Here is a 25,322-nt window from a genome sequence, read left to right as displayed (position 1 = left end):
GATCGAGTCGGATTCGTGGTGCGAACTGTCCAGTCGGAGTGCCCGCCACAGTAGAGGCGCGCGCGTCCCGCTGCAGAAAGCCGAGCGTCGGCGCGGTTCCCGTCCGCGATTCCCTGACGCATGTCAGCGCCATGGCTATGATCCAGATCACACCGCCTCCCGTGAAGGAATTCCCACATGGCCGACACCGTCCGCGAACAACTCCGCCGCCACGCCGACTCCGATTCCGTCGCGATCCGCTACGACGACACCTCGATCACCTGGCGTGACTACCTCGCGGGCGCCGACGCCCGGGCCGGCGCCGTCACGGGGATGCTGGATCCCGCACGGCCGCTCCACGTGGCGACGCTGCTGGAGAACACCCCGGAGATGCTCTACGCGTTGGCGGCCGGCGCGGCGGGCGGGTACGTCACCGTCGGGCTCAACGCGACCCGCCGCGGGGAGGGGCTGGCCCGTGACATCCGCAAGTCCGAGTGCCAGGTCATCCTGACGGACCGCGAGCTCAAGCTGCTGCTGGACGGCCTCGACCTGGGTGAGGTCAGCGTGATCGACACCGACTCCAACGAGTGGGCGGCGCTGGTGGCGTCGTCGTCCGCCCCCCAGGACCCGCCGCCGGTGGAGGCCATGGACCCGTTCATGCTCATCTTCACCTCGGGCACGTCGGGTGATCCGAAGGCGGTGCAGGTCGGCAACTTCACGGTGACGATGTCCGGGGAGAACCTCGCGCCGTCCTTTGGCCTGACCTCCGATGACGTGCTGTACCTGTCCATGCCGCTGTTCCATTCCAACGCCATCATGAGCGGCTTCTCTCCGGCGATCGCGGCGGGCGCCACCATGGCGCTGGCCCGCCGGTTCAGTGCGACCCGGTTCGGGGACGACATCCGCCGCTACGGCGTGACGTACATGAACTACGTGGGCAAGCCGCTGGCCTACATCCTCGACACCCCGGCCCGCCCCGACGACGCCCAGACCACGCTCCGCGCCGCGTTCGGCAACGAGGCCGCGGCCAAGGACATCCCCGCCTTCGCGCAGCGGTTCGGGTGCGAGGTCCGCGACGCCTACGGCTCCACCGAACTCGCGGTGATCATCGTGCGGACCGAGAACTCGCCGCTGGCGTCGATCGGGGAACCGTTCCCGGGGGTCGCCGTGTATGACCCCGCGACCGTTCAGGAGTGTCCCCGCGCGGTGTTCGACGACGACGGCGCCGTGACCAACCTCGACGAGTGTGTGGGCGAACTCGTCAACACCGAGGGGGCGGGGTTCTTCGCCGGCTACTACAACGACGACACGTCGACCTCCGACCGCATGAGGGACGGGATGTACTGGTCGGGCGATCTGGCCTACCGCGACGCGGACGGCTTCGTCTACCTGGCCGGGCGCAGCGGGGACTGGCTGCGCGTCGACGGCGAGAACATGGCCACCGGCATCGTCGAGGAGATCCTGCTGCGCAACCCGGCGGTCTCGCGGGTCGCCGTCTACGGTCTGCCCGATCCACGCGGGGTGGGTGACCAGCTCGCCGCGGCGATCGTCCCCCGCCACGACTCGGAGCTGGAGCCGGCCGCGTTCGAGCAGTTCCTCGCCTCGCAGCCGGACCTGTCGCCCAAGGCGTGGCCGCGCTGGGTCCGGATCTCCGTGGACCTGCCCACCACGGCGACCAACAAGATCCTCAAGCGGGAACTCATCAGGCAGGGCGTGGGGGCCGCCGGCGCAGGCGGCCCGGGGACAGGCGACACCGGGGCAGGCGGCACAGGGGCAGGCGGTGCGCCGGCGGACACCTGGTGGGAGCGCGACGAGCGGGGCACCGCGTACACCGAGCTGGCCGGGGCGCGGGTGTAGTGGTCGCGGTCTGATGGTCTACGTCGTCACGCGGTTCGACTTCCGCGCGCCGGGCGCCGGGCCGGAGGAGCGCCGGGACCGCTACCGCGCGGCCCTCGACATGGCCCGCTACGCCGAGGAGACCGGCCACGACGCGGTCAACCTCTCCGAACACCACGCCTCGGAGGACGGCTATCTGCCGTCCCCGCTCATCGCGGCGTCGGCGGTCGCGGCCGTGACCAGCCGCGTCCCCATCACGGTGTGGGCGCTCATCGCGCCGCTGTACGACCCGGTCCGTCTCGCCGAGGACATCTCGGTCCTCGACCACCTCGCCTCGGGCCGGGTCAGCTTCACCTTCGGGCTGGGCTACCGCCCGGTCGAGTACGCGCTGCACTCACGCGAGTGGAGAACCCGGGGCGCTCGTCTCGACGCCCAGCTGGAGACCATCCTGGCCGCCTGGCGAGGCGAGCCGGTCGGCGACGACCCGGCGGACGGCTCCCCGCGGTCCTCGCCCACGCCGAGGCCGTTCTCCGACCCCCACCCCCTCATCTTCCTCGGCGGTGGCAGGGCGGCCGCCCGGCGGGCCGGGCGACTCGGCATGCACTTCCAGCCGCAGGTCGACGATCCCGAGCTCACCGCGCTGTACCGGGCGGAATGCCTCGCCCACGGGCATCGGCCCGGCCTCGTCGTCGAACCCGTTCCCGGCCCCGCGACGGTGTTCTGCGCCGAGGACCCCGACCAGTTCTGGGCGCGGTACGGCCACCACCTCCTCGCCGACGCCCTCGGGTACCGCGCCTGGCAGACCGGCGCCGGCGACGCCGGCGGCACCCGCAACTCCTTCGTGCACTCCGACGCCCGCACGGTCGACGACCTGCGCGACGAGGGTGTCTACGTGGTGGCGACCCCCGACCAGCTGGTACGACTCGTGCGTGCCGGCGACCTGGGGCTCATCACCAACCACCCACTGTGTGGCGGGATCCCGGTCGAGGCGGGCTGGGAGTCGCTCCGCCTGCTCGGCGAGCGGGTCCTACCCGAGGTCCGGTGAGGGGCCCGCCGCCCCCGTAGTCTCGGGCGAATGAGCAACGCGACCACCCGCGGCACCGTCCGCTACTGGGCCATGCCCGCCGCCCTCGGCACGATGGGGGCGCTGCACTTCGTGGCGCCCCGGCCGTTCGACGGACTCGTCCCGCCGGAGCTGCCGGGCAGTCGGCGCGCGTGGACCTACGGCTCGGGCGTCGTGGAGGTGGCGGTCGCCGGGCTGCTGGCCGCGCCCGCCACCCGGAGGCTGGGCGGCGCGGTCGCGACCGCACTGTTCATCGGCGTCTTCCCGGGAAACCTGCAGATGGTCCGCGCCTGGCGTCGCAAGCCCGTGTGGCCGTATCAGGTGATCGCGTGGGGCCGGCTCCCGCTCCAGGTGCCGATGATCCTCGCCGCCGACAGCATCCGCCGCGGCGCCTGACCCCGAGGCGGGTGCCTGACCCCACCCGGGGCGCGCCCCGCGCTCAGTCGAGGCGCCAGGCCTCGATCCGGGCGAGCGCGTCCCGCTTGACGTCGTTCGGCGCGAACGACGACTCGATCGACGCCCGCGCCACCCCGACCAGCCGCGCCACCGACACGCCCATCCGTTCGTGGGCGGCCACGTACTCGTCCACGACATCCACACCGAACAGCAGTGGGTCGTCGGCACCCAGAGAGCAGCGCACCCCGGCCTCGAGCAGCCGCGGCAGCGGGTGCTTCTCCAGCGAGGGGTACACGTCCAGCACGACGTTCGAGGTGGGGCACACGTCGAGGCAGGTCCCGCGCTCGGCCAGCAGTTCCACCACCCTGGGGTCCTCCACCGCCCGGACGCCGTGCTGGATCCGGTCCACGCCCAGCTCGATCGCGGAGCGCACCTCGGCCGGGCCGGCCAGTTCGCCGGCATGGGGCACCACCCCGAGGCCGGCGTCCCGCGCGATCGCGAACGCCCCGGCCGCGTCGGCCACAGGGTTGCCGCGCTCGTCGGCGACTAGGCCCACCGCGACCACGCCACGGTCGGCGAACCGCGCGGCCAGCCGGGCGGCCTCCAATGCGTGCTCGCGGCCGGCGCCGCGGTCGATGCTCACGATGGACCCGGTCCACACGCCGTGACGGCGCCCGGCGTCGGCCGCGGCCGGGAGGATGAACTCGAGCGCCTCCTCCGCCGAGCCGAACGCGACCGCCTTCTCGGGGATCGACGCGAACTCCAGCGCCACGACGCCCTGCGCGGCGGCGTCGGCGACCACCTCGTCCAGTAGCCGTCCGACCCGCTCCGGGGTGTGCAGCAGGTCGATGAGCAGGCCGTACGCGCCGAGGAACGCGGTGAAGTCCGCATACTCCACGAGGGGCGGGACCTCGATGCCGTCCTCCGCGCACCACTGCCTCAGGGTGGCCTCTCGCATCGCTGCCTCGAGGTGCACGTGCAGGTGCGCCTTGGGCAGCGCGGTGAAGCGGTCGTGGGCGCTCGTGCGGGGGGTCATTCCTCGGCCTTGACCTCGCGGGCCTCGTCGGCGACGTGCTGGTGGGTCATGGGGTCGGTGCCGTCCCACGAGGAGACGTTCCGCGCCTTGGGCAGGTCGTCGCGGTGGAACACCGGGTTGTGGCCCTTGGCCCGCTGCTTCAGGTAGTGCTGCAGGAGCGCCACCGCGAGACCGCCGAGCGGGATGATCGCGATGAGGTTGATGGTGGCCATGACGCCCATGAACAGGTCGGCGAGGTTCCAGATGAGGTCGACCGAGCCCAGGCTGCCACCGAGGACGGCGAGCACCACGAGGATGCGGAAGGTCCGCAGTGCGGCGGGGTTGCCGCGCAGGAAGGTGATGTTGGCCTCGCCGTAGTACGAGTTGCCCAGGATGGAGGAGAACGCGAGGAAGAAGATGACCACCATGAGGAAGGGCACGCCCCAGTCGCCGACCGAGGCGGCCAGCGAGTCCTGGGTGAGCGTGATGCCCTCGCGGTCACCGCCGAACTCCGGGTTGGCCAGAAGGATGATGAATGCGGTGGCCGAACACACGATGATGGTGTCGAAGTAGACACCGAGCGCCTGGACGAGGCCCTGCTTGACCGGGTGGGAGACCGATGCGGTGGCGGCGGCGTTGGGCACGGAGCCCATGCCGGCCTCGTTGGAGAACAGTCCTCGGCGCATGCCCTGCATGATGGCCGCGCCGACGGCGGCGCCGGCGACCTCGCGGAGCCCGAGCGCGTGGCCGACGATGAGGGAGATCATCGCCGGGACCTCGGTGATGTTGATCGCGACGACGAAGAGGGCGACGACGATGTACGCCACCGCCATCACGGGGACCAGGATCTCGGTGACCGCGGACAACCGGCGGACGCCACCGAAGATGACGGCGCCCACGACGAGGGCCAGGGCGATGCCGATGATCAGGCCCGGGGTGAAGCCCTCGAGGGAGAACTGGTTGCGGACGGACTGGGCGATCGAGTTGGCCTGGACGGCGTTGAACACGAACCCGTAGGTGACGGTGATGATCACGGCGAAGGCGATGGCCAGCGGCTTCCAGCCCAGCCCGTCGCGGATGTAGTAGGCCGGCCCGCCCACGTAGGAGTCCTTGCCCTTGACCTTGTACAGCTGCGCCAGGGTGGACTCGACGAACGCGGTGGCGCCGCCGATGATCGCGAGCAGCCACATCCAGAACACCGCGCCCGGCCCGCCGACCGTGATCGCGATCGCGACGCCGGCGACGTTCCCGGTACCCACGCGGGAGGCGGCGGAGATGGTGAAGGCCCGGAAGGCGGAGATGCCCTTCTTGTTCTCCTCGATGTCCGACGGCTTCTCGAAGATCGCCCTGATCATCTCCGGGAACATCCGGATCTGGACGATGAGGGTGGTGACGGAGAAGTAGAGACCGGCGACGACGAGTAGCGCGATCACCGCGTACCAGTAGACGTCGTTGATGGACACGATGAAGTCGGTGACAGCGCTCACACGGTGACGGTATCGGATCACGGCCGCGGAGGCGATCCGACCTACCCTGGTAACCGTGACCGACTTCGCACCGACTGCCCCGGACGTCGCCCTGCTCTTCGAGGGCGGCGGTATGCGGGCGGTGCACACCGCCGGAGTCGTGGAGACGTTGATCGAGGCGGGCATCCACACCGGGTTGGTCGCGGGGATCTCGGCGGGTGCCTCCCACCTGGCGAACTACGTGTCGCGCGACGCGGTCCGGGCCCGCAAGAGTTTCGTGGAGATGGCCGCGGACCCGAACTTCGGCGACTGGCGCAGCTTCGCCCGCGGCAAGGGTCTGTTCAACGCCGAGTACATCTACGAGCAGGCCGGACTGCCTGACGAGGTGCTCCCGTACGACTTCGAGACGTTCGACGCCAGCGGTACCGAGGCACGGATAGGAACGTTCCGCTGCTCCGACGGAGAGACCGTCTTCTGGGGCGAGGACGACATCACGTCGATGAGCGACCTCATGAGGATGGTCCGGTCGTCGTCGACGATGCCGGTGTGGATGCCGCCCGTGCTCATCGACGGCGAGTACTACGTCGACGGGGCGCTGGGCCACGACGGCGGGATACCGCTGTCGGCGGCTCGCGACGCGGGGTACGACAAATTCCTGGTGGTGCTGACCCAGCCGCACGGCTACCGGAAGATCCCGCCACGACGGCTGACGCCGTTCTACCGCTCCTACTTCCGCCGGTTCCCGGCGGTGGGGGAGGCGCTGATGCACCGCTGGGCCCTCTACAACGAGACCCTCGACGAGATCGAGGCGCTGGAGGAATCCGGTGACGCGCTGGTCTTCCGGCCGCACCGGGTGATGATCCGCAGTTATGAGCGGCGCGTGGACCGCCTCGCCGAGGCGTATGTCCTCGGGCGGGAGCAGGCCAGGCGTGAGGTCGACACCTGGCTCGACTTCTGCGGGATGTAAAACGTCCGAAATCGCGAAACGCCCCGGTGGCGAACCACCGGGGCGTGTCGAGTCAGATCAGGAGCCGAACAGCTCCGCGCCACCACTGAGGGTGCCGAGTACGTAGGCCGGGAGGCGCAGCAGGCCGTCGATGGCCGCCGAACCGAACGGCGCGGGGATGAGCTCGGCCGAGCCCGCTGCAAGTCCTGCCCAGAAATCAGAGAACATGGTGTGTCCTTTCGATGTGGTACCCACCAGCTGTGGGCTATGTCTCAGACACTACGGTCGGCCGCGGGGCCGACGCCACCGCCGAATCGTGACCTTTCCGCTCCTTAACTAATTGCCTAACCGTTATGCTGCATGGTTCCCACTTTATGAGGAAATGCCTAGGCTTACGGCGGGGCGTCTGGGGTGCAGATCCGCCACGGTGACGGGTCGTCAGACCAGCTCCGGAAGGAGTGCATCATGGGAAGTCTCGTAGAGCTCGCCGGGTCGTCGATGGCGGCGGCCGGCAGCCTCGTCCAGGACTCCGGCTCGACGCTCGTCGATTCGGCAACGTTCCTCCCGTTCCACATCGTCCAGATCCTCTGGGGGACCCTGTTCGGCATCGCCGGGGATCTCGGCTCGACCTTGCCGGTGGCGTGAACTCGACGTCACCTGAGTGACGACGGGCGGGCGGGGGTCGGTTAGGTCACCCTGGATAGACAGACCAGTCTGTTCTGACTATTGTCGCGGGCATGACCGATACTGCAGCCGCCCCCCGCCCTGCTCGTCCCGCGCGGGCGCCCAAGCCGCAGGGGCAGTGGAAGATCGACGGCAAGCTGACGCTGAACCACAACGAGGAGTTCAAGCTCACCGACGACGCGCTCAACGTGCGCCAGCGGATCCTGGACACGTACTCCAAGGAGGGCTTCGCCTCGATCCCGTCGGACGACCTCTCCGGCCGTATGCGCTGGTGGGGCCTGTACACCCAGCGTAGGCAGGGTCTCGACGGCTCCCGCACCTCCAAGCTGGAGGCCGACGAGCTGCAGGACGAGTACTTCATGATGCGCGTCCGTACCGACGGCGGCGCGGTCACCACCGACCAGCTGCGCGTACTCGCGGGGATCTCGACCGACTTCGCCCGCGGCACCGCCGACATCTCCGACCGGCAGAACATCCAATACCACTGGATCGCCATCGAGGACGTCCCCACCGTCTGGCAGCGGCTCGAGGACGTGGGGATCGACACCGTCGAGGCCTGCGGCGACTGCCCGCGCGTCATCCTCGGCAGCCCGGTGGCGGGCGTCGCCGAGAACGAGATCCTCGACCCCACCCCGGTGATCGCCGAGATCAAGGCCAAGTACATCGGCACCCCCGAGTTCTCCAACCTCCCGCGCAAGTTCAAGTCCGCCATCACCGGCCACCCGAGCCTGGACGTGGTCCACGAGATCAACGACATCTCGCTGGTGGGCGTCGAGCATCCCGAGCTCGGACCCGGTTACGACCTGTGGGTGGGCGGCGGCCTGTCCACGAACCCGCAGCTCGCGACCCGCATCGGCGTGTTCGTCCGCCAGGAGGAGGCCGCCGAGGTGTGGGCCGCCGTCGTGGGCATCTTCCGCGACTACGGCTACCGCCGCATGCGCACGCGCGCCCGGCTCAAGTTCCTCATCAAGGACTGGGGCGCCGAGAAGTTCCGCCAGGTCATGCAGGACGAGTACCTGGGCCGCGAGCTGCCGGACGGCCCGGCACCCCGCCGCGGTGTCGGCTCGGGTGACCACGTGGGCGTCTTCGAGCAGAAGGACGGCCGCTACTACGTGGGCGCCGCCCCGACGGTCGGCCGCGTGGGCGGCGAGAAGCTGGCGCAGGTCGCCGACCTCGCCGAGGCCGCGGGATCCAAGCGCGTCCGCTTCACCCCGCACCAGAAGCTGCTCGTGCTGGACGTCGAGCCGGACAAGGTCGACCAGCTGGTCGACGGACTGGCCGAGATCGGCATGTACGCCCGCCCGAGCTCGTTCCGCCGCGCCACCATGGCGTGCACCGGCATCGAGTTCTGCAAGCTCGCCTTCGTCGACACCAAGGACACCGCCACCGCGCTGGTCGACGAGCTGGAGCGGCGCTTCGCCGACGACGCGCCCCTGCGCACGCCGCTGTCGATCCACCTCAACGGCTGCCCCAACAGCTGCGCCCGGATCCAGACCGCCGACATCGGGCTCAAGGGTCAGCTGCTCGACGGCGACACCCCCGGATTCCAGGTCCACCTGGGTGGCGGGCTGGCCTCCCAGGACCAGGAGTCGGGTGGGCTCGGGCGCACGGTCCGCGGCCTCCGCGTGCCGTCGGCCGAACTGCCCAACTACGTCGAGCGCGTGATCCGCAAGTACATGGACACCGGTGCCGGCGGCGAGACCTTCGCCGAGTGGGCGCACCGGGTGGACGAGGAGGCCCTCGTATGACGGCTGTAGCTCTGGACCTGCTGCCCCGCAGCACGGTCCTCACCCCCGGCCCCGGTCGGAAGCGCACCGCCGCCGAGCTCAAGGCGATCGCCGAGGAGGCCGGTCGTCGCTTCGACGACCGCGGCCTCTACGGCAACCACTCCGAGATCGACCCCGCCGAGGTCCTGGCGTGGGCGGGCGAGACCTTCGGTGACGCGCTCGCGGTGGCCTGCTCCATGGCCAACACGGTCGTGCCGGAGATGACCGCACCCCACGCCCCCGGCGTGGACGTGCTGTTCCTCGACACGAGCTACCACTTCTCCGAGACCGTCGGCGTCCGCGACGCGCTCGCGGCCACGCCCGGCCTCAACGTGGTGGACGTCCGCAGCCCGGCGACCCGCGAAGAGCACGAGGCCGCCCTCGGCCCGCGCCCCTTCGAGACCGACCCCGAGCTGTGCTGCCGCCTGCGCAAGGTGGAGCCGCTGGACGCCGCCCTGTCCGGCTACGAGGCGTGGATCACCGGCCTGCGCCGCGTGGACACCGACCACCGGGCCGGCGCGGCCATGGTCGAGTGGGACGAGAAGCACTCCATGGTCAAGATCAACCCGCTGGTCGCGTGGACCCTCGAGCGGGTCCACGACTACGCGGCCGAGCACGGCTGCCTGCTCAACCCGCTGCTCGACGACGGCTTCCCGTCGATCGGCTGCGAGCCGTGCACCCGCCGCGTCGAGGCCGGAGCGGATCCCCGCTCGGGCCGCTGGGCGGGGTCGTCCAAGACCGAGTGCGGCATCCACCTGTGACCAGCGCGCTCTCGGCGCCGCCCGCCGGCCCGGCACCGACGCCGGCGCTGGACGGGCTCCCGCTCACCGTCGGCCTCGCAGGTCGCGAGGTGCTGCTCGTCGGGGCCGGGCCCGTCTCGGCCCGCCGGGCGGAGACCTTCCTCGAGGCCGGCGCGATCCTGCGCGTGGTGGCCCCGCGCGTCGACCCGGCCATGGCCGACCTCGCGGAGCGGGCATCCGACCGCCTCGTCGTCGTCACCAGGTCGTTCACCCCATCCGACCTGGACAGTCCCTGGATGGTGCACGTCGCCACCGGCGACCCCCTTGTCGACGCGGAGATCGCCGCCCTGTGCGAGCAGCGCCGCATCTGGTGTGTCACCGCGGGGGACGCCGGGCTCGGCTCGGCGCGGGTACCCGCGCGGACGGCCGTCGCGACGCCCGCCGGCCTCGTGCGCATCGCGGTCGACTCCGGCGACCCCCGGCGGTCGGTGCGCGTGGGACGCCACGTGGCGCGCTCGCTGGCCACCGCGCCGGCCGGCCTCCGCGCCCGGCGCCGCCCGGCCACCGGGTGGGTCGCGCTCGTGGGTGGCTCCGGCGACGGTGACCTGCTCACCGTGCGCGCCCGACGCCTCGTCCACGCCGCGGACGTCCTGGTCACCGACGGCGCGGCCGACGCCGCGCTGCTGACGGAACTCGACGACGACGTCGAGGTGCTCGAGACCGGACCCGGCCTGCCCGCCGCCCGCGTCGCCGAACTGGTGGCGACGCGGTTCGCCGCGGGACACGGGGTCGTGCGGATCGCGGCGGCGGCCAGCCTGGCCGCGCGGGCCCGCGAACTCGACGCCGTCGGGGTGGAGTTCGAGGTCGTCCCCGGCGTGGTCTGAGCAGGGCAGTCCGGGCAGGGCGGCCGTCTACTCCCAGGCGGCGGTGAGGGCGTCGTCGATCCCGTCGCGCACCGCGCTTCGCACCTCGTCGATCGCCGGCGGGGCCCCCGGGTCCTCCCACACGATGGGCCGGCCCGCGGCCAGCACGGGGCGTCGCGGAGGTGTCCTGGCGTGCTCCCGCCCGTGGTAGACGATCCCGACCGGCAGGACCGCCACCCGGCCGCCCTCCTCGCGGACCCCGCGGACCATCTGGCCCACCCCCTTCTTGACCGAGTCGAGACGGAGCGTGTGCAGGTCGTCGGCCGAGGAGTTGGTCCCCTCGACGAACGTCAGGACCACGCCGCCCGCGGTGAGACGATCCACGCAGATACCGATGAGCCGGGCCGCCGCCGCGTCGTGCACCTCCCGAGCCGTGCCCTGGTAGTTCTTGGCCCGGAACACCGGGACCGTCCCCGTGTACTCGAACACCGGACGCAGCGGGCCCCGGAAGAGCGGGTCCTTGGTCAGGCCGGTGCCGCTCGACAGGAACCGGACCCGCTTGTCGAACACGCCCGAGGCCAGGACGAACGGGTCGTGCTTGGACGGGTGGTTGGCGGCGACGACGATCCCCACCCCGGCGTCGTGGAGACGGTCCAGCTCGGACACGGTCTCCGGCGCGATCCGCAGCTCGGGGGCATAAACGGCCCCGACGAGGGCCAGCAGCGGGTGGGTGAAGCCGTCGCGCCGCCGACCGGGGCCGTAGAAGTCGTACACGGCCTCCCAGTTGGCCACGGTCACCTCTGGCCGCGCACCCCGCCTGCCGCCTGCGTTCATCCCCCCAGTGTCGCCGAGCAGCTGCCGCCCCGCACCCGGATTGCGGCATGCTCGAAGGGTGAACGCTCCCGGGATGACGTCATGAGCCCCCGCCTCCTGCTGGTCGCCCACGGCACCCGGGCGGCGGCCGGCCGCCGCGTGCTGGGTCGGGTCCTGCTGGAAGCGCGTAAGCAGCTGGCCGGCGTGGACTGCCGACTCTCCTGGGTGGACGTCCAGTCACCCGGCCCGGGCCGGATCCTCACCGACGGCGCACCGACGGTCGTGGTCCCGGCCTTCCTTGCCCGCGGTTACCACGTCACCCACGACGTCGGGCAGGCCTGCCGCGACGCCCCCGGCCCGGTCGTCCAGACGCCGCACCTCGGTGCGGAACCGGAGGTCGTGCGGGCATTGATGCAGCGGCTCGCCGAGGCCGGCGCGGTGGGCGCGTTCGGCGCGGACGCCGTGGTCCTGGGCGCGGCGGGGAGTAAGAACGCGTCGTCGATCGCGGAGACGAGGGCGCTCGCCGACAGGCTCTCCGACCTCATGGGCGTGCCGGTGACCTCGGGTTTCGCCTCCGCGGCGGTCCCGACCGTCGCCGAGGCGGTCGAACAGTTCCGCACCGGGGGGCGACGTCGGGTGGCGGTCGCGACCCACCTTCTCGCCCCCGGTTTCTTCGCCGATCGAATGGCCGCGGCAGGCGGGGATATCGTCTCTCCGCCACTCGGCGCACACCCGGAGATCGTCGATCTCATCGTGCGGAGATATCGCGAGAATTCCGACTCTTTCGGCCACTGAACAACTGTGGAATGTCCCCGAAAAGTTCAGCACTGAAAACATTGTCGAGAAGCGTTATCCAAAACATACGTGTGCGTATGTCGACTTCCCTGTGCATAATGTCTTCATATAGAGAACAGAGTCGGCCAAGGGAGAAGAACACATGGCACAGCAGTTCCAGGTGCAGTACATCGACGACCTCGACGGAACGGATCTCGGCAGCGACGCCAATACGATCACGTTCGCATTTGACGGTAAGGAATACACGATCGACCTCAGCGACGAGAATGCTGAGAAATTCCGCGAGGTAATGGCTCCGTACGTGGAGAACGGCCATCGTGTCTCGTCCAGTGGCAAGGCCAAGCCTGCACGCCGGGCCGCGGCCAAGTCGTCGTCGTCGGGCGATACCAAGGCGATTCGCGAATGGGCCCGCAGCAACGGTTACGAGGTCTCCGACCGCGGCCGAATTCCGTCCGACATCATGGACGCCTACGCCGCGGCCAACTGATACGGACACCGGTCTGTACGACCAACACACGGACGCGGACTAACCCTGTCGCCACTCGACGAGGCGGCGAGCTGGAATCGCGCACAAAGTAAGGCCCGTAGTCCCCGCGAGGGGCTGCGGGCCTTTCTTTTCGCACGCTGACCTTTTCGCACGCTGACCTTTTCGCACGCTGACCGCTCGGGGCCCGCCGACTCTCTCGAGTTGCCCGGCCCGGCGCCGAATTCCCTTGTCCTGGTTCAGCCGGGTCGTGCGTCCGGAACGGACCGAAGACGGCGCGCAGCCATGCGTGGATCGGAACACCGTCACAGCAGGTGGGACACCGTTGCCACGGCGTGCTCGGCGGCGCCGTTCCGGCGCAGGACGTGGGCGTGATGGCGGTGCCACGACGTCGGCATCACGGCGTCCGCCGCGACACGCCACGCCGCTATGACGCCGATGTCGTCGTCGTCGTCGTACCCTGCCGGGGTGACCCCTTCCTCGCCGCGCGCGGCCACCCGCGCCTCGACCCAGGCCGCGACCCGCGCCCCACACCACGCCCAGTACGACGAGGCGCTGCGCCGGGGGATCCTCGACGAGGCCACGCGACGGCTCCGGGACGCGGCGCCGGAGACGCTGGGACTGCGGCCGCTCGCCGCCTCCCAGGGCACCTCCACCACGGCGATCTACACGATGTTCGGCGGCAAGTCCGGCCTGCTCGCGGCCGTCGCGCACGAGGCCGACCGGCAACTGGCGGCCGCCCTGCGCGAGTCGCTGCGGCACGACAGCGTCGAGGGCGACATGCGGTCGCTGTGCCGCGCGTACCGGCGATGGGCACTGGAGAACCAGGGCCTGTACGGGCTGGTCGTGGGCGAGCCGGTGCGGTCGCCGCGAGCCGGGATCGCCGGGGCCGGGGACGGCAGGGGTGGGGACAGTGCCGTCGACGCGCTGTGGCGCGAACCGCTGCTCGAGGTGGTCGACGCGGCCGTCGACGAGGGCGTGTTCCGGTCGGCCGACGTGCACGAGACCGCCACCGCGATCTGGGCGTCGCTGCACGGGGTCGTGTCGCTGGAGCTGAGTGTGTGGCGGTCCTCGCCCAGCGCCGAGCAGTACTTCGAGACGCAGCTCGCGGCGATCCTGCGGTCGTGGGCGGCGGGGTCGGCGGGCGGCTCGGCCGGGTTCGGCGCGTACGCCGGCGCCACCGGCACGGACGGGGTGGCCCGATGAGCGAACGCGCCTTCTTCACCCTGGACGACAGCGGGGCGTACCTGCCCACCCGGTACGCCCGCAGCGCCTGGTCGGACAGTATGGTCAACGGCCCGGCCGTCGTGGTGGCGGCCGCCCGGTCGCTCGAGCACGAGTTCGGTGCCGAGGAGTTCCAACCCGCCCGCCTCACGGTGGACCTGTTCGCGCCGGTGCGCAACGAACCCCTGGTCGTCCAGACCGAGGAGATCCGCAGCGGCAACCGCATCCGCGTGGCCGACGCGCGGCTGATCCAGGGGGGCAAGGCCGTCGCCCGCGCCACGTTCGTCCAGCTGCGCCGCGGTGAACAGCCACCGGGGACGGTGTGGCGGTCCGGCCGGGAGCTCGCGGCGCCGGCCGACGCGGATCCGGGGGAGACCGGGCCGGGGACCAACGTGTTCTTCGGCAGCGGCCAGCCCGGCCCCTCGTGGGACCGCGACATGGGCGTGCACCAGAACGACCAGCGGAAGCGCTTCTGGATCCACCCGCTGGACGTGGTGGAGGGCGAGCCGGCCTCCCCGTTCCAGCGGGCCGTGATCGTGTCCGAGTCCACGAGCCTCATGACGCACTGGGGCGACGAGGGGATCGGCTTCATCAACGCCGACCTCACCGTGGCGCTGGCCCGGCTGCCCCGGTCGGGGGACATCGGGATCGAGGCCGACGAGCACGTCAGCGCGGACGGCGTGGCCGTGGGCACCGCCTCGCTGTTCGACCGCGACGGGATCTTCGGCACCGGCACCGTGGTGGCGGTGTCGAACGCGGGGCGACAGATCGACTTCACCCGCCGCCGGGCGGACGGCAACGACCGCCCCGGGTCCGACGAGGCGACCCGCGTATGACCTCCCGGCTCGCCTACTCCAGGATGCTCGACGCGCTCGAGGCGCAGGTCGGGCTGGTGCGGTACGCCCTGGCCGGGGACGGGCTCGGGACCGGTGCGGACGTCACCGCCCCGGTGGCCTCGTGCCCGGGCTGGTCCGTGCACGACCTGGTGGTCCACCTGGGCGCGGTCAACTGGTGGGGCGCCGCCACGGTCCGCGAGGCCACGCCCGACACCCGGACCGGGGGAAGGGGAGCGGTCATGGAGTCCGCGCCGCCGGTGACCGAGGGCGCCGCCGCGCTCGCCGACTGGTACTCCGGTCTCACCGCCGAGATGATGACGACGTTCACCGACACGGCCCCCGACGCCCTGGTCTGGACCTTCTCCGGCCCGGGCCGCGCCGACTTCTGGCCGCGGCGCCAGCTCCACGAGACCCTCGTCCACCGCTGGGACGTCGAGAACGCCCTGCACGGTGCCACCGCGACGACGCCCGTGCCGGAGGACGTCGCCGTCGACACGGTCGACGAGTTCTGTACCGTCATGCGCCCGCACATGGCCGCCCACGTCCCGCCGCTCGCGGTGACGATCCGCCTCCGCGGCGTCCCCCACGCCCCGGAGGGCCCGGCCGCGGTGGGCCTCGCCGCGGGCGCCGAGCCGGTCGGGGCGAGCGCCCTCGGCGCGCTGGAGTGGGAGCTGCCCGGTACGGACGGTGCGGGCCCCGACTCCACGGGCGTGGTCGAGGTGGCGGGGCCGCCGGAGACGCTCGCCTTGCTGCTGTGGGGCCGCGTCGGCCCCGATGCCGCGGGCCTGGAGATCACCGGTGATCGCAACGGCCTCGACGCCGCCCTGGAGGCCGGACTGTCCACGTGAGCGGACCGACGCAGTGAGGTTCCCCGCCGCGGTGGCACTGGTCGCGCTCGGTGGCGCGGCCGGGACCTACGCGCGCGTCGTGGTGTCACTGGCGGTCCCCGATCCGGCGCTGGTGGCGACCCTCGCCGTGAACCTGGTGGGCGCGTTCGCGCTCGGGTACCTGGCGACCCGGCTCGCCGACGGTGCTGACCGGGATGGTGCTCGCCCCGGCCGGGAACGACGACGAGGTGTGCGACTACTGCTCGGGACCGGCTTTTGCGGGGGATTCACCACCTACTCCCTCATCGCCCTGCAGGCCGCGAGGCTCATGGACCGGGGCGATGTCCCCGTGGCCGTCCTCTACGGCGCCACCACGCTGGCGCTGGGCGCGGTGGCGACGATGCTCGGGATCGTGCTGGCGTCCCGGGGGCGACAAGACCGGGCGCGGGCGACCTCGTGAACATCACCGTGGTGCCCATGACGTGGGACGACGCCGTCCTGGCCGGGTGGCTCGCGCTGGGAGGGGGCGCCGGCGCGGCACTGCGGTACGTGCTGGACGTGGCGGTGTCGTCGCGCTGGCGGCGCCCGTTCCCGCTGGCGACGTTCCTCATCAACGTGTCGGGTTCACTGGCCCTCGGCCTGCTCGTGGGGTGGTTCTACGCCGGCGCCGCGAAGCCGGGGTGGTCACTGGCCGTCTCCGTGATCGGCACAGGTCTCCTCGGCGGGTACACGACGTTCTCCACCGCGAGCTACGACACGCTCCGCCTCGGCCGCGAGGGGCGGGTCGTCATGGCGCTGGCCTACGCGGTGGGCACGATGGCCGCGACGATCGCCGCGGCCGCGTCGGGCTTGTGGCTGGGCGAGTGGTGGGCCACTGTGTAGTGATGGGCACGGTGTAGTGATGGGGCATCGGATGTTCGTCGCGGTCGCGCCGCCCGACGAGGTTCGCGAGGAACTGGAACGGTTCCTCGAACCGCGGCCGGGTCTGGCGTGGACCAACCCCGCCCAGTGGCACCTCACCCTGACGTTCTGTCCCGACGTCGACGACTGGCGCCTCGACGAGCTGACCGAGCGTGTGGAGGCGGTCGCCCGGAAGCACGAGCCGTTCACGCTACGCCTGGCCGGCGCGGGGGCGTTCCCGTCCGTCGAGCGGGCCAAGGTGTTGTGGGCGGGGATCGACCAGCCCGAGGGGCGGCCGCTCCACGCGCTCGCCGCGGGCGCCCGTTCGGCCGTCAACGCGGCGGGCTGCGCCCCGGACGGCGCCCGGTTCCGTCCCCACCTCACGCTCGCCCGGCTCGGCGGCCGTGACGATGCGACCGCCTGGCTGCGGGTGCTCGACACCTTCACGAGCAGCCGGTGGGAGGTCTCCGAGATCGCACTCGTCGACTCGTTCCTCGGCGAGGGGCCGCGGGGCCGGGCCCGCCACGAGGTCGTCGCCCGATTGCCGCTGGGTGCGGGCGAGCGACGCTGGTGGGACCCGCCCGTGGGGTGAATCGGGCAGCCGGTCAGAGCATCGCGCACTGGCCTTCGCGCCCGCCGCCGACCTGGTTCGCGCCACCTGTCGGGGTCTGGGCGTTGGCCTCGCACTCGAGATCGCCGCCGATCGTGTTGCCCTCGAACCGCTGCGAATCGGTGTTCTCCTCCGACTCCAGGTCGCCACCGATGCGGACGTTCTCCACGATCGCCTCGCCACCGCGGTCCAGCTCGATCGACCCGGCTACCTCGCCGCCGGATACCAGGACGAAGGCGTGCCCCTCGGCCTCGATGTCCCCGGTGACGCGGATGGTGGTCGCCTCGAGTCGACCGCCGCCGAGGACGTCGATGTCGCCGGTGACGGTGAGGTCGGACAGTACGCACGTCTGCCCGTCGCGGACGGTGACATCGCCGGTGACGTCCTGCCCGGAGACTTCGGTGTCGCAGTTGGCGCGGTCGAAGTCGGTGGCCTGGTCCCGGCGGTCGCCGGCGGGTTGCTCGGTGGCCGGGGAGCTGACCTCGACGGGGGCACTGACCGTGGCCGTGACGGTCTCGGGCGCCTGCGCGTCCTCGGTGCCGTTCGAGCAGCCGGCGGCGGCGAGCAGTGCCGCGGCGGGCAGGGCGAGCAGGGCGCGGCGCCGGTCGGCGGTCGCTGTAGTGACGGGTGCTGTGGTGACGGGCGCGGCATGGACGGACATCGCGGACGACCTCTTCCCTCGGGGTGGTTCGACTCCACCGTAGGCCCGGCGGCGGACTCGGGTGGGCCCCGCGACGGCTACCGTATGGCGCGTGGAACTCATCGGGACCGTCGATCCGGCTCACCCTCTCGTCGTCGTCGCGCTGGAGCAGGAGGCACGGCACTTCGTCACCGACTTCCCAGTGCTCGTCACCGGCGTCGGCAAGGTGCGCGCGGCCGTGGCCGTCGCGCACGCGCTCGGTGGCGGGGCACGGCCGCGTGAGCTGGTCAACGTGGGCACCGCGGGCGGGTTGCACCCGGGCATGGAGGGCACGCACGAGATCGCGACCGTGTTCCAGCACGACTTCGACGACCCCGCCCTGCACGCCGTCACCGGCCGGCACGACGGCCCGCCGCTGGCGCTGTCCGCCCTGCGTGCGGTGACCCCCGAGCACGCCGCCGCGCCGTCGGGGCCCGGGGGATCGGCAGCGCCATTGCTCGCGACCGGCGACAGTTTCGTCGCGGGCGGCCCGGTGCGGGACCGCCTGGCCGGGATCGCCGACCTGGTGGACATGGAGGGGTATGCGGTGGCCGCGGCGGGCGCGATGGTGGGCGTGCCCACGCGGCTGGTCAAGCACGTCTCGGATGCCGCCGACGAGTCCGCGGGCACCACGTGGGTCGAGGGCGTCGACGCCTGCGCGCGGATCCTGGCGCAGTGGGTGGGTTACAGGTTGGGGTGAATGATCGAACGTGATCGAACCCTTGTGCTAGTGCGCCGGCGCGGGTATTGTCGAATGTAGGTTCGATGTCGGTGGCGGAGGGGGTGGAATGGTGACGACGACGACGAGTGCGCTGTTCGCCGTACCCGAGCCCCTCGGCATGGTCGACAGGGAGGCCGTCAGCGAGGCGGCCCGTGCCGCGACGCTGGCGCAGAACCGCGCCGGGGCCACGCGGCTGGAGGCGGCGCATGTCCTGGTCGAACAGTTCGCCCGGGCCGAGCAGGCACAGGCGGAGCAGGCCGACGAGGCCGGCGCCGGTTCGCGCCGACCCGCGTACGCCCGGCTGGATCCGGAGGCGCGGGCCCGCGATCACCTCGTGGCGGCGTGTCAGCTCACGTGTTGGCACGCCGCGCGGTTGGTGACGGCCGGGACGCAGATCCACCGGCGGCTGCCCCGTCTGCGGTCCACGGTCGACCGCGGGCTGCTGCCCGAGCAGTTGGCGGTCGATATCGCGTGTCGCCTGGCGGAGGTGTCCGACGCGATCGTGTCGGTCGTGGAGGACGAGGTGGTCGCGCGCTTCACAGGCGATCTCGACGGTGGCGACCGGCCGACCCGCAACGCGGTTGACTCGGCGATCGATGACGCCGTGGAGCGACACGACCCGGCTGCCGCGCAGGACGCCGCCGCAGCGGCGGCCGCCACCCGCTCGGTCCGATTCCGCGGCGACCGGAACGGCATGGCCACGATGTGGGCCAAGCTCACCGCCGCCGATGCCGAACTCCTCCGGCGTCGCATCGAGACCGATGCGTCGGCCGCCTCGGCGGACGGACTGGACGGTTCCCTGGATCAGCTCCGCGCCGACGCCCTCGCCGCGCTCGCCGTCTATCCGCCTGCTGGTGGCCCGGCCGCAACCAGCCCCGGCCCCGGCTCCGGCCCCGGCTCCGGCTCCGGCCCGGCCCCTGCGTCCGAGCACGACGGCATCGAGCTCGGCGACGTCAGGCTCGGGGCGGACCTCCCCCGGCCCACACTGGGCAACGCCGCGCGGGCCGGTCAGCCGATCCGCATCAGCGTGATCGCCTCCGCGGCCCGGGGCCTACCCAACCGCGTCGAGTTCGTCCACGGCACCTACAGCAGCGTCGAATGGCTCTGCACGGAACTGCTCGAGGGCGACGACGCGAGCGTGCGGTTCGAGCTCATCGACCCCGCCCCCGGCGTGCTCGACTCCCCCGAGCACGCCCTGCGCTACGTGATCACCCCCGCGATGGCCGAGCGCATCCGCATGCGCGACGGCACCTGCCGCCACCCCGGGTGCTCGGTTCCCGCCGAGGCCTGCGACGTGGACCATGTGATCGCGTTCAACAAGAAGGACCCTGAACTCGGCGGGCCGACCACCGAGTGGAACCTCGTCTGCCTGTGCCGCAAACACCACCGGGAGAAAACGTTCGGGACCAACGCCTACCGGTCCGGGCCGTTGGGTGAACTCGTCATCATCACCGACACCGGACACGAACACCGCACCAGACCCAAGGGCCCCCTGGCCCGTGCCCGTGACGCCATCTGGGAACGCGAGTGGAACGCCTACGCGGATCGCATCGTCGCCGACGACGGCACACTCATCAATCCGCCGGGTCAGGACAGGTACGGACCCCGCAGACGGCCGGCCTGACCAACTCAGCAGTCGCCGACGCCCACCCATTCGGAGACGCCGTCGGTGAAGCGCTGCCGCTTCCAGATGGGCACCCCGTGCTTGAGACGCTCGATGAGCTCCGAACACGCCGCGAACGCCTCGGCCCGATGCGGAGCCACGGCGACCACCACCACCGCGACCTCGCCCACCGGCAGCACGCCCACGCGGTGGACGGCGGAGACGCGGACCGTGCGCCCGGAATCGGTTGGCGAGGTGTGCTCGGCCGCGACCTCGTCGCAGAGCCGGGCGAGCGTCTCGCGGGCCGTTGGGTGGGCCGAATACTCGATGTCGTGGACCTCGCGGCCCCCGTCGTGGTCGCGCACGACGCCGGAGAACGTCACCATCGCTCCGTCGGCGCTGGTCCACACGGCCTTCTCGACCTCGCGCGGATTGATCTCCCGGTCGGTGATGTCCACCAGCGGACTGGAGACGCTCATCGGTGTCCTCCTCCGTGGGCGTGGACGTCGAGCAGATGCTCGAGCAGGTCGTCGAGTACCGCCAACCCGTCGCGGACCCCGCCCGTCGAACCCGGCAGGTTCGCCACCAGGGTACGTCCGGCGAAGCCCGCGAGCCCGCGGCTCATCGCCGCCGTCGGCGTGGCCGCCAGGCCGCGGGCCCGCATCGCCTCGGCGACCCCCGGCAGCTCCAGCTCCAGGTGCGGCGCGGTGGCCTCCGGCGTGCGGTCGTCCGGGGCGACCCCCGTGCCGCCGGTGGTGAACAGGACCGCGGGGGAGCGGCGGACGTGCTCGGTGACGGCCGTGGCGATGTCGGCGTCGGCTACCACGTGCACCTCGACCGGCGAGAAACCGCGCTCGAGGAGCCAACCCTCGATGGCGGGGCCGGTGGTGTCCTCGCGGTGGCCGTGCGCGGCGGCGGTGGAGGAGACGACGACGACACCACTTCGGCCGGAATCGAGCGCGGCGGGCCCGGTGTTCGCGCGCGTCACCTCGTCGTCGTCGTTCCCGGTCGCCTTCTCGGATTCTCGCGTCCAGTCACCGCGTTTGCCGCCCGTCTTGGCGGCGAGGCGGACCCCGTCCATGGTGGCGAGCGGGTCGACGGCCTTGACCATGTCGTGCAGCGTCAGCCCGGCCACGGAGACGGCGGTCAGGGCTTCCATCTCGACACCCGTCCTGCCCGTCGTCTTGGCGGTGGCCTTCACGTGGATCTCGCCGGCCTCGTCGTCGAGGTCGAAGTGCACCTTGACCGAGTTCAGCGGGATCTGATGGCACAGCGGGATGAGCTCGGAGGTCTTCTTGGCCGCGCCGATCCCGGCCAGGCGGGCGGTGGCCAGGACGTCGGCTTTGCCCAGCGAGTCTCCTGCGACCATGGTCACGACGTCGGGGCGGGTGCGGAAGATCCCCTCGGCCGTGGCGGTGCGGGTGGTGACCGCCTTGTCGCCGACGTCGACCATGCGCACGCGGCCCTCGGCGTCGAGGTGGGTGAGCTTCGGCTCGGGTGATGAGCCCTGTCCGGTCGGCGCGTCAGTCATGCCGTTCACGGTAGTCGGCCGGGTGCGGCGGGCTCCGGGGGTGCGGCGAGGCGGCGCGTCACGGGGTGCGGGTTTAATCGCGGACATGGCGATGCTCTTCGAACCGATCCGTATCCGCGACCTCGAGATCCGGAACCGGGTGTGGCTCTCGCCGATGTGCCAGTACTCGTGCGAGGACCGTGACGGGGTGCCCACGCCGTGGCATCTCGTGCACCTGGGCGCGCGGGCGCAGGGCGGGTTCGGCCTGATCCTCGCGGAGGCCTCGGCGGTGGTGCCGGAGGGGCGGATCAGTCCCGAGGACGCCGGGCTGTGGAACGACACGCAGCGCGATGCGTGGGCGCCCATCGTGGACTTCGTGCACTCCCAGGGGGCGGCGATCGGCATCCAGCTGGCGCACGCCGGGCGGAAGGCGTCGGCGTACCGGGCGTGGCCCGGATACCCGGTCGGCTCACTTCCGCCCGAGGAGGGTGCGTGGACGACGGTCGCGCCCTCGGCGATCGGGTTCGGTGACATGACCACACCCGAGGCGCTGGACGTCGACGGGATCCGCGCGGTGGTGACCGCGTTCGCCGACGCCGCCCGCCGCGCCGACCACGCCGGGTTCGACGTCGTGGAGATCCACGCCGCCCACGGGTACCTCATCCACGAGTTCCTCTCGCCGCTGTCCAACGAGCGGGACGACTCCTACGGCGGTTCGCGCGACAACCGGGCCCGGCTGCTGCTGGAGATCTGCGACGCGGTGCGGCAGGTGTGGCCGGAAGGTAAGCCACTGTTCGTCCGGATCTCGGCCACGGATTGGGTGCCCGGCGGCTGGACCCCGGAGGATTCGCGCTGGTTGGCGGGCCGGCTCGCCGAGCACGGGGTCGACCTGGTGGACGTCTCCTCGGCCGCCAACACCCCCGATCGGCCGCCGGTCGAACTGGAGCAGGGCTACCAGGTGCCGCTGACCGAGGAGGTGCGCGCGTCGGGTGCAGTCCTGGCGGGCGCCGTGGGGCTCATCAGTGACCCGGAGTACGCCGAACAGCTGCTGGTCGACGAGCGCGCTGACGTGGTGTTCCTCGGGCGCGCCGCACTGCGCGAGCCCGCCTGGCCACAGCGCGCGGCTGCCGAACTCGGCCTGGACTGGCGGCGGGCCCCGTACCCGCCGCAGTACACGCGCGGGAAGTGGTGACGGCCGACTAGAGATCCAGCTCGACGTCCGAGCAGGCCAGCGCGGTGCAGACGGTGACGCGCTCCTGCGCGACGGCGCCGGGTGCACGGTCGGCGGCCTCCGCGCGGATGGTGCCGCTGAGCTTGGGCGTCACACACGCTTTGCACAGCCCGCGCTGGCAGCCGGTGGGCACGGCGATCCCGGCGCGGCCGGCCGCCTCGAGCAGGGTGGTGGCACCGTCGATCTCCACCGCCGTGCCGGTGCGGCGGAAACGGACGGTGTAGCGACTGCCGTCGTCGTCGGGCCGGTCCAGTTCGGGCGCGGTGAACGATTCGGCGTGGAACCGCCCGGCCGGCTGGCCCAGGTCACGCAGCCACCCGCGCGTCAGGTCGATGAGCGCGGCCGGGGCACACACGTAGGTCTCGCGATCGGCGGCGTCGGGGACCACGCGCTGCAGGAGCTCTGGGCCGAGTCGGCAGGTGGAGAGGTCCTCGCGCGCGGACGGTGCATCGGTGAACAGGTGCAGGGTGATGCCGGAGTCGCGGGCGAGCTCGCGTAGTTCGGACTCGAAGATGATCGAGCGGTCGTCGCGGTTGACGTACAGCAGCGTCGCGTCGGGGCGGGTACCGGTGGCTCCGTCGGGCTGGCCGCGGCGCGCGTCGCGGGCGATGCGGCGCAACAGACTGATGATCGGGGTGATCCCCACCCCGCCGGCGATGTGCAGGGATTTCGCACCCGGCGAGGGCGTCGGGAAGTCGCCCGAGGACTGCGGCACGCCGACCAGTGTCACGTGGTCGCCCGCGCGCAACGAGTCGTTGAGCCGGGTGGACACCCGCCCGCCCTCGACGCGCTTGACGCAGATCTCCATGGCGCCCCCGGCATCCGCCTCCGCGTCCGAACTGTCGCGGACCAGGCTGTACTGGCGGACCGACTCCTCGCCGCCCTGACCATCGCCGGCGCGATCGCCTCCGCCGGCGACCCGGAGCGACACGTACGCTCCGGCATCCCACCCGATGTCCTCCCAGCCGCGCGGGCGGGCCAACCGCACCGACACGGCCTGGCCGTCGGCGACGGGCGTCGCGGACAGGACCCTGACCGGCACGTTGTGGAAGCGCGGCTTGTCCAGGTACGGCGACTCGGGCAGGGGCCTGTAGGACAGCCCGGCGCGCACGCGGCGTACGAGTGAGGCGGGGTCGCGCAACAGTGTCGAGGGGCGGCCGAACTCGCGCTCGCCGAACGGGACCGACAGCCCGGTGAGCGTCTTGGCGATCAGCGGCACCGTCTCGAGTAGCGGCGTCTCGTGGTACGGCAGTCCGTACTTCGCGGCGATCGCCCGGACCTCCGGGGCGATCCTGCGCTGCATCGACGGTGGCAGATCGGGAAACAGGTGGTGCTCGACGTGGGTGTCGAGGCCGCCGTAGAAGATCCGCAGGTCGGGGCGATCGGCGAACGGCACCTCCTCCTCCAGGACCCGCGCGAGGGCGTCGTCCATCTGCGTGCTGGGCAGGAAGTTGCGGGTCGCCCGGATCTGCCGCTCGTAGTACTGGTCGGCGGTCTCATCGGGGCCGGGGTCGGTGAACAGCTCCAGCTCGCCGGCGTGGTGCTCGATGAACACCAGGAACAGCACCGCCATGTAACCGGTGACGCCGCCGAGGTAGTTGGACAGCAGGGTGGGCAGCGGCTTCCACCCCGAGCGGAACGGCTCGTCGACGAAGCGACGTCGGAGGTCGCGTCCGGCGATCCGGGCGGGCGAGCGCAGGGTGTAGGCGCTGAAGAACGGGTCGCCGGAAACCTTGCGGGCGATGTTGGCCAGGAAGAACGGAGCCGCTGCCGGGGCCGCGGCCGCCAGCGCCGAGATGAGCGCCACCTGACCGAGGTGGTGGCCGTACCAGTCCTGTCCGGCGCTGCCGCGGAAGATGCTGTAGCCGAGGTCGTGGTCCTTGCCGACGATGTTCGTGTTGGGGTGGTGGCCCACGTGATGCATCGTCTTCCAGTGGTCGACGTCCACGTTGAAGTCCCACTCGTAACGGTCGGAGTGATAGTCGCCGTTGCCGGGCAGGTGGTCGTAGCTGCCGTGGACGATGTTGTGCCCGAGCTCGGAGAACTGCATGAGCCGGTACATCATCTCCAGCGCCGTGGCCCGCCGGATCGCCCGCGGCCCGCCCTCGCGCAGCAACTCGCGGCGACGGGCGTCGATCGCCCGGCCGTAGGCGGTGACGTTGCGGATGTGCGCCAGGTCGTCCTCGCCGACGGCGGCCTTGGCCCGCGCGTACAGCGCCCGGATCTCGTCGGCGAGGCCGGTGGGGCCGGCTGACTGGGCGGTTCCTGCGCGTGCGGCGAGAGTCATGACTGTGACGCTAGCCACCCGACGCGGGCGCGGGAAGGTCGCAAACGG

The 25,322-nt window shown here is 71.7% G+C and carries 28 protein-coding genes; 19 read left to right on the top strand and 9 right to left on the bottom strand.

What is annotated here, in order from left to right; genetic code table 11:
- Nucleotides 1–177 precede the first annotated feature (177 nt).
- Genes J1M64_RS13775 through J1M64_RS13765 form a run of 3 tightly spaced genes read left to right on the top strand, consistent with a single transcriptional unit; the run spans nucleotide 178 to nucleotide 3,274 of the window.
- The gene (locus tag J1M64_RS13775) at nucleotides 178–1,836 is read left to right on the top strand and encodes an AMP-binding protein (RefSeq protein ID WP_206474474.1); all 1,659 of its coding nucleotides are present in this window, start codon (nucleotides 178–180) and stop codon (nucleotides 1,834–1,836) included.
- 13 nt (nucleotides 1,837–1,849) lie between these two features.
- The gene (locus tag J1M64_RS13770) at nucleotides 1,850–2,860 is read left to right on the top strand and encodes an LLM class flavin-dependent oxidoreductase (RefSeq protein WP_206474473.1); all 1,011 of its coding nucleotides are present in this window, start codon (nucleotides 1,850–1,852) and stop codon (nucleotides 2,858–2,860) included.
- 30 nt (nucleotides 2,861–2,890) lie between these two features.
- Complete coding sequence (locus J1M64_RS13765; RefSeq protein ID WP_206474472.1) at nucleotides 2,891–3,274, top strand: hypothetical protein; 384 nt, start codon at nucleotides 2,891–2,893, stop codon at nucleotides 3,272–3,274.
- Nucleotides 3,275–3,317: 43 nt separating this feature from the next.
- Here the strand turns inward: J1M64_RS13765 and add are convergent, their stop codons facing one another.
- On the bottom strand, nucleotides 3,318–4,310 hold the full coding sequence (gene add / locus J1M64_RS13760; RefSeq protein ID WP_206474471.1) for an adenosine deaminase: 993 nt from the start codon (nucleotides 4,308–4,310) through the stop codon (nucleotides 3,318–3,320).
- Entirely contained in the window at nucleotides 4,307–5,776 is a 1,470-nt protein-coding gene (locus tag J1M64_RS13755) for an alanine/glycine:cation symporter family protein (protein WP_206474470.1), read from the bottom strand. The genes add and J1M64_RS13755 overlap by 4 nt, the downstream gene beginning before the upstream one ends.
- 55 nt (nucleotides 5,777–5,831) lie before the next feature.
- Between J1M64_RS13755 and J1M64_RS13750 the strand changes: the two genes are divergently transcribed.
- Nucleotides 5,832–6,722, top strand: coding sequence for a patatin family protein (locus J1M64_RS13750; RefSeq protein WP_244294182.1), 891 nt, complete (start codon nucleotides 5,832–5,834; stop codon nucleotides 6,720–6,722).
- 57 nt (nucleotides 6,723–6,779) lie between these two features.
- Here J1M64_RS13750 and J1M64_RS13745 read toward each other — a convergent pair whose 3' ends face one another.
- A complete protein-coding gene (locus J1M64_RS13745) occupies nucleotides 6,780–6,929 on the bottom strand; it encodes a hypothetical protein (RefSeq protein ID WP_172812132.1) in 150 nt (49 codons plus the stop codon).
- Nucleotides 6,930–7,166: 237 nt separating this feature from the next.
- Between J1M64_RS13745 and J1M64_RS13740 the strand changes: the two genes are divergently transcribed.
- The 4 genes from J1M64_RS13740 (at nucleotide 7,167) to J1M64_RS13725 (ending at nucleotide 10,775) form a co-directional block, all read left to right on the top strand.
- Nucleotides 7,167–7,346: a hypothetical protein gene (locus J1M64_RS13740; RefSeq protein WP_206474469.1), complete on the top strand. Its 180-nt coding sequence runs from the start codon at nucleotides 7,167–7,169 to the stop codon at nucleotides 7,344–7,346.
- A gap of 92 nt (nucleotides 7,347–7,438) precedes the next feature.
- Entirely contained in the window at nucleotides 7,439–9,133 is a 1,695-nt protein-coding gene (locus tag J1M64_RS13735) for a nitrite/sulfite reductase (RefSeq protein ID WP_067715396.1), read from the top strand.
- A complete protein-coding gene (locus J1M64_RS13730; RefSeq protein WP_206474468.1) occupies nucleotides 9,130–9,912 on the top strand; it encodes a phosphoadenylyl-sulfate reductase in 783 nt (260 codons plus the stop codon). Before J1M64_RS13735 ends, J1M64_RS13730 begins: the two co-directional genes overlap by 4 nt.
- On the top strand, nucleotides 9,909–10,775 hold the full coding sequence (locus J1M64_RS13725) for an NAD(P)-dependent oxidoreductase (RefSeq protein ID WP_206474467.1): 867 nt from the start codon (nucleotides 9,909–9,911) through the stop codon (nucleotides 10,773–10,775). Before J1M64_RS13730 ends, J1M64_RS13725 begins: the two co-directional genes overlap by 4 nt.
- Before the next feature lie 27 nt (nucleotides 10,776–10,802).
- On the opposite strand, the gene J1M64_RS13720 is transcribed toward J1M64_RS13725, so the two are convergent.
- Nucleotides 10,803–11,588, bottom strand: coding sequence for a 1-acyl-sn-glycerol-3-phosphate acyltransferase (locus J1M64_RS13720; RefSeq protein WP_206474466.1), 786 nt, complete (start codon nucleotides 11,586–11,588; stop codon nucleotides 10,803–10,805).
- An 81-nt stretch (nucleotides 11,589–11,669) separates the two neighbouring features.
- On the opposite strand from J1M64_RS13720, the gene J1M64_RS13715 reads away from it, so the two are divergent.
- Nucleotides 11,670–12,362, top strand: coding sequence for a sirohydrochlorin chelatase (locus J1M64_RS13715; protein WP_067715385.1), 693 nt, complete (start codon nucleotides 11,670–11,672; stop codon nucleotides 12,360–12,362).
- A gap of 142 nt (nucleotides 12,363–12,504) precedes the next feature.
- Nucleotides 12,505–12,849: an Lsr2 family protein gene (locus J1M64_RS13710; RefSeq protein WP_067715382.1), complete on the top strand. Its 345-nt coding sequence runs from the start codon at nucleotides 12,505–12,507 to the stop codon at nucleotides 12,847–12,849.
- 302 nt (nucleotides 12,850–13,151) lie between these two features.
- On the opposite strand, the gene J1M64_RS13705 is transcribed toward J1M64_RS13710, so the two are convergent.
- Complete coding sequence (locus J1M64_RS13705) at nucleotides 13,152–13,343, bottom strand: hypothetical protein (RefSeq protein WP_206474506.1); 192 nt, start codon at nucleotides 13,341–13,343, stop codon at nucleotides 13,152–13,154.
- Here J1M64_RS13705 and J1M64_RS13700 point away from each other — a divergent pair.
- From J1M64_RS13700 to thpR, 6 genes are read left to right on the top strand one after another with little or no spacing between them, the layout of a single operon-like run.
- The gene (locus tag J1M64_RS13700; RefSeq protein WP_253701978.1) at nucleotides 13,315–14,052 is read left to right on the top strand and encodes a TetR/AcrR family transcriptional regulator; all 738 of its coding nucleotides are present in this window, start codon (nucleotides 13,315–13,317) and stop codon (nucleotides 14,050–14,052) included. The genes J1M64_RS13705 and J1M64_RS13700 overlap by 29 nt on opposite strands.
- Nucleotides 14,049–14,906 carry a thioesterase family protein gene (locus J1M64_RS13695; RefSeq protein WP_067715376.1) on the top strand — a complete coding sequence of 286 codons (858 nt, stop codon included), beginning with the start codon at nucleotides 14,049–14,051 and terminating at the stop codon, nucleotides 14,904–14,906. The genes J1M64_RS13700 and J1M64_RS13695 overlap by 4 nt, the downstream gene beginning before the upstream one ends.
- Nucleotides 14,903–15,754, top strand: a complete 852-nt coding sequence (locus J1M64_RS13690; protein ID WP_206474465.1) for a maleylpyruvate isomerase family mycothiol-dependent enzyme — start codon at nucleotides 14,903–14,905, stop codon at nucleotides 15,752–15,754. Before J1M64_RS13695 ends, J1M64_RS13690 begins: the two co-directional genes overlap by 4 nt.
- Nucleotides 15,755–15,767: 13 nt before the next feature.
- Nucleotides 15,768–16,193, top strand: coding sequence for a CrcB family protein (locus J1M64_RS13685; protein ID WP_206474464.1), 426 nt, complete (start codon nucleotides 15,768–15,770; stop codon nucleotides 16,191–16,193).
- A complete protein-coding gene (crcB, locus tag J1M64_RS13680; protein ID WP_253701975.1) occupies nucleotides 16,190–16,615 on the top strand; it encodes a fluoride efflux transporter CrcB in 426 nt (141 codons plus the stop codon). The genes J1M64_RS13685 and crcB overlap by 4 nt, the downstream gene beginning before the upstream one ends.
- Before the next feature lie 19 nt (nucleotides 16,616–16,634).
- Nucleotides 16,635–17,225: an RNA 2',3'-cyclic phosphodiesterase gene (thpR, locus tag J1M64_RS13675; RefSeq protein WP_067715367.1), complete on the top strand. Its 591-nt coding sequence runs from the start codon at nucleotides 16,635–16,637 to the stop codon at nucleotides 17,223–17,225.
- A gap of 13 nt (nucleotides 17,226–17,238) precedes the next feature.
- On the opposite strand, the gene J1M64_RS13670 is transcribed toward thpR, so the two are convergent.
- Nucleotides 17,239–17,904, bottom strand: a complete 666-nt coding sequence (locus J1M64_RS13670; RefSeq protein ID WP_067715364.1) for a hypothetical protein — start codon at nucleotides 17,902–17,904, stop codon at nucleotides 17,239–17,241.
- Nucleotides 17,905–17,995: 91 nt separating this feature from the next.
- Here J1M64_RS13670 and J1M64_RS13665 point away from each other — a divergent pair, with 91 nt between their 5' ends.
- Both J1M64_RS13665 and J1M64_RS13660 read left to right on the top strand, forming a co-directional pair.
- The gene (locus J1M64_RS13665) at nucleotides 17,996–18,622 is read left to right on the top strand and encodes a nucleosidase (protein WP_067715362.1); all 627 of its coding nucleotides are present in this window, start codon (nucleotides 17,996–17,998) and stop codon (nucleotides 18,620–18,622) included.
- 88 nt (nucleotides 18,623–18,710) lie between these two features.
- The gene (locus J1M64_RS13660) at nucleotides 18,711–20,267 is read left to right on the top strand and encodes an HNH endonuclease signature motif containing protein (protein ID WP_206474463.1); all 1,557 of its coding nucleotides are present in this window, start codon (nucleotides 18,711–18,713) and stop codon (nucleotides 20,265–20,267) included.
- A 5-nt stretch (nucleotides 20,268–20,272) separates the two neighbouring features.
- Here the strand turns inward: J1M64_RS13660 and J1M64_RS13655 are convergent, their stop codons facing one another.
- Both J1M64_RS13655 and moaCB read right to left on the bottom strand, forming a co-directional pair.
- The gene (locus J1M64_RS13655; RefSeq protein WP_206474462.1) at nucleotides 20,273–20,725 is read right to left on the bottom strand and encodes a molybdenum cofactor biosynthesis protein MoaE; all 453 of its coding nucleotides are present in this window, start codon (nucleotides 20,723–20,725) and stop codon (nucleotides 20,273–20,275) included.
- Entirely contained in the window at nucleotides 20,722–21,777 is a 1,056-nt protein-coding gene (gene moaCB, locus J1M64_RS13650; protein ID WP_241261519.1) for a bifunctional molybdenum cofactor biosynthesis protein MoaC/MoaB, read from the bottom strand. Before moaCB ends, J1M64_RS13655 begins: the two co-directional genes overlap by 4 nt.
- A gap of 85 nt (nucleotides 21,778–21,862) precedes the next feature.
- Between moaCB and J1M64_RS13645 the strand changes: the two genes are divergently transcribed.
- The gene (locus J1M64_RS13645) at nucleotides 21,863–22,948 is read left to right on the top strand and encodes an NADH:flavin oxidoreductase/NADH oxidase (protein WP_069388761.1); all 1,086 of its coding nucleotides are present in this window, start codon (nucleotides 21,863–21,865) and stop codon (nucleotides 22,946–22,948) included.
- Nucleotides 22,949–22,955: 7 nt separating this feature from the next.
- Here the strand turns inward: J1M64_RS13645 and J1M64_RS13640 are convergent, their stop codons facing one another.
- The gene (locus J1M64_RS13640) at nucleotides 22,956–25,274 is read right to left on the bottom strand and encodes a fatty acid desaturase (protein ID WP_206474460.1); all 2,319 of its coding nucleotides are present in this window, start codon (nucleotides 25,272–25,274) and stop codon (nucleotides 22,956–22,958) included.
- Nucleotides 25,275–25,322 lie beyond the last annotated feature (48 nt).

The organism is Dietzia sp. KRD202, assembly GCF_017168155.1.
Lineage (GTDB): Bacteria > Actinomycetota > Actinomycetes > Mycobacteriales > Mycobacteriaceae > Dietzia > Dietzia kunjamensis.
Note: the sequence above shows the minus strand (reverse complement) of the source record. Positions and strands in the feature narration are given on the sequence as shown.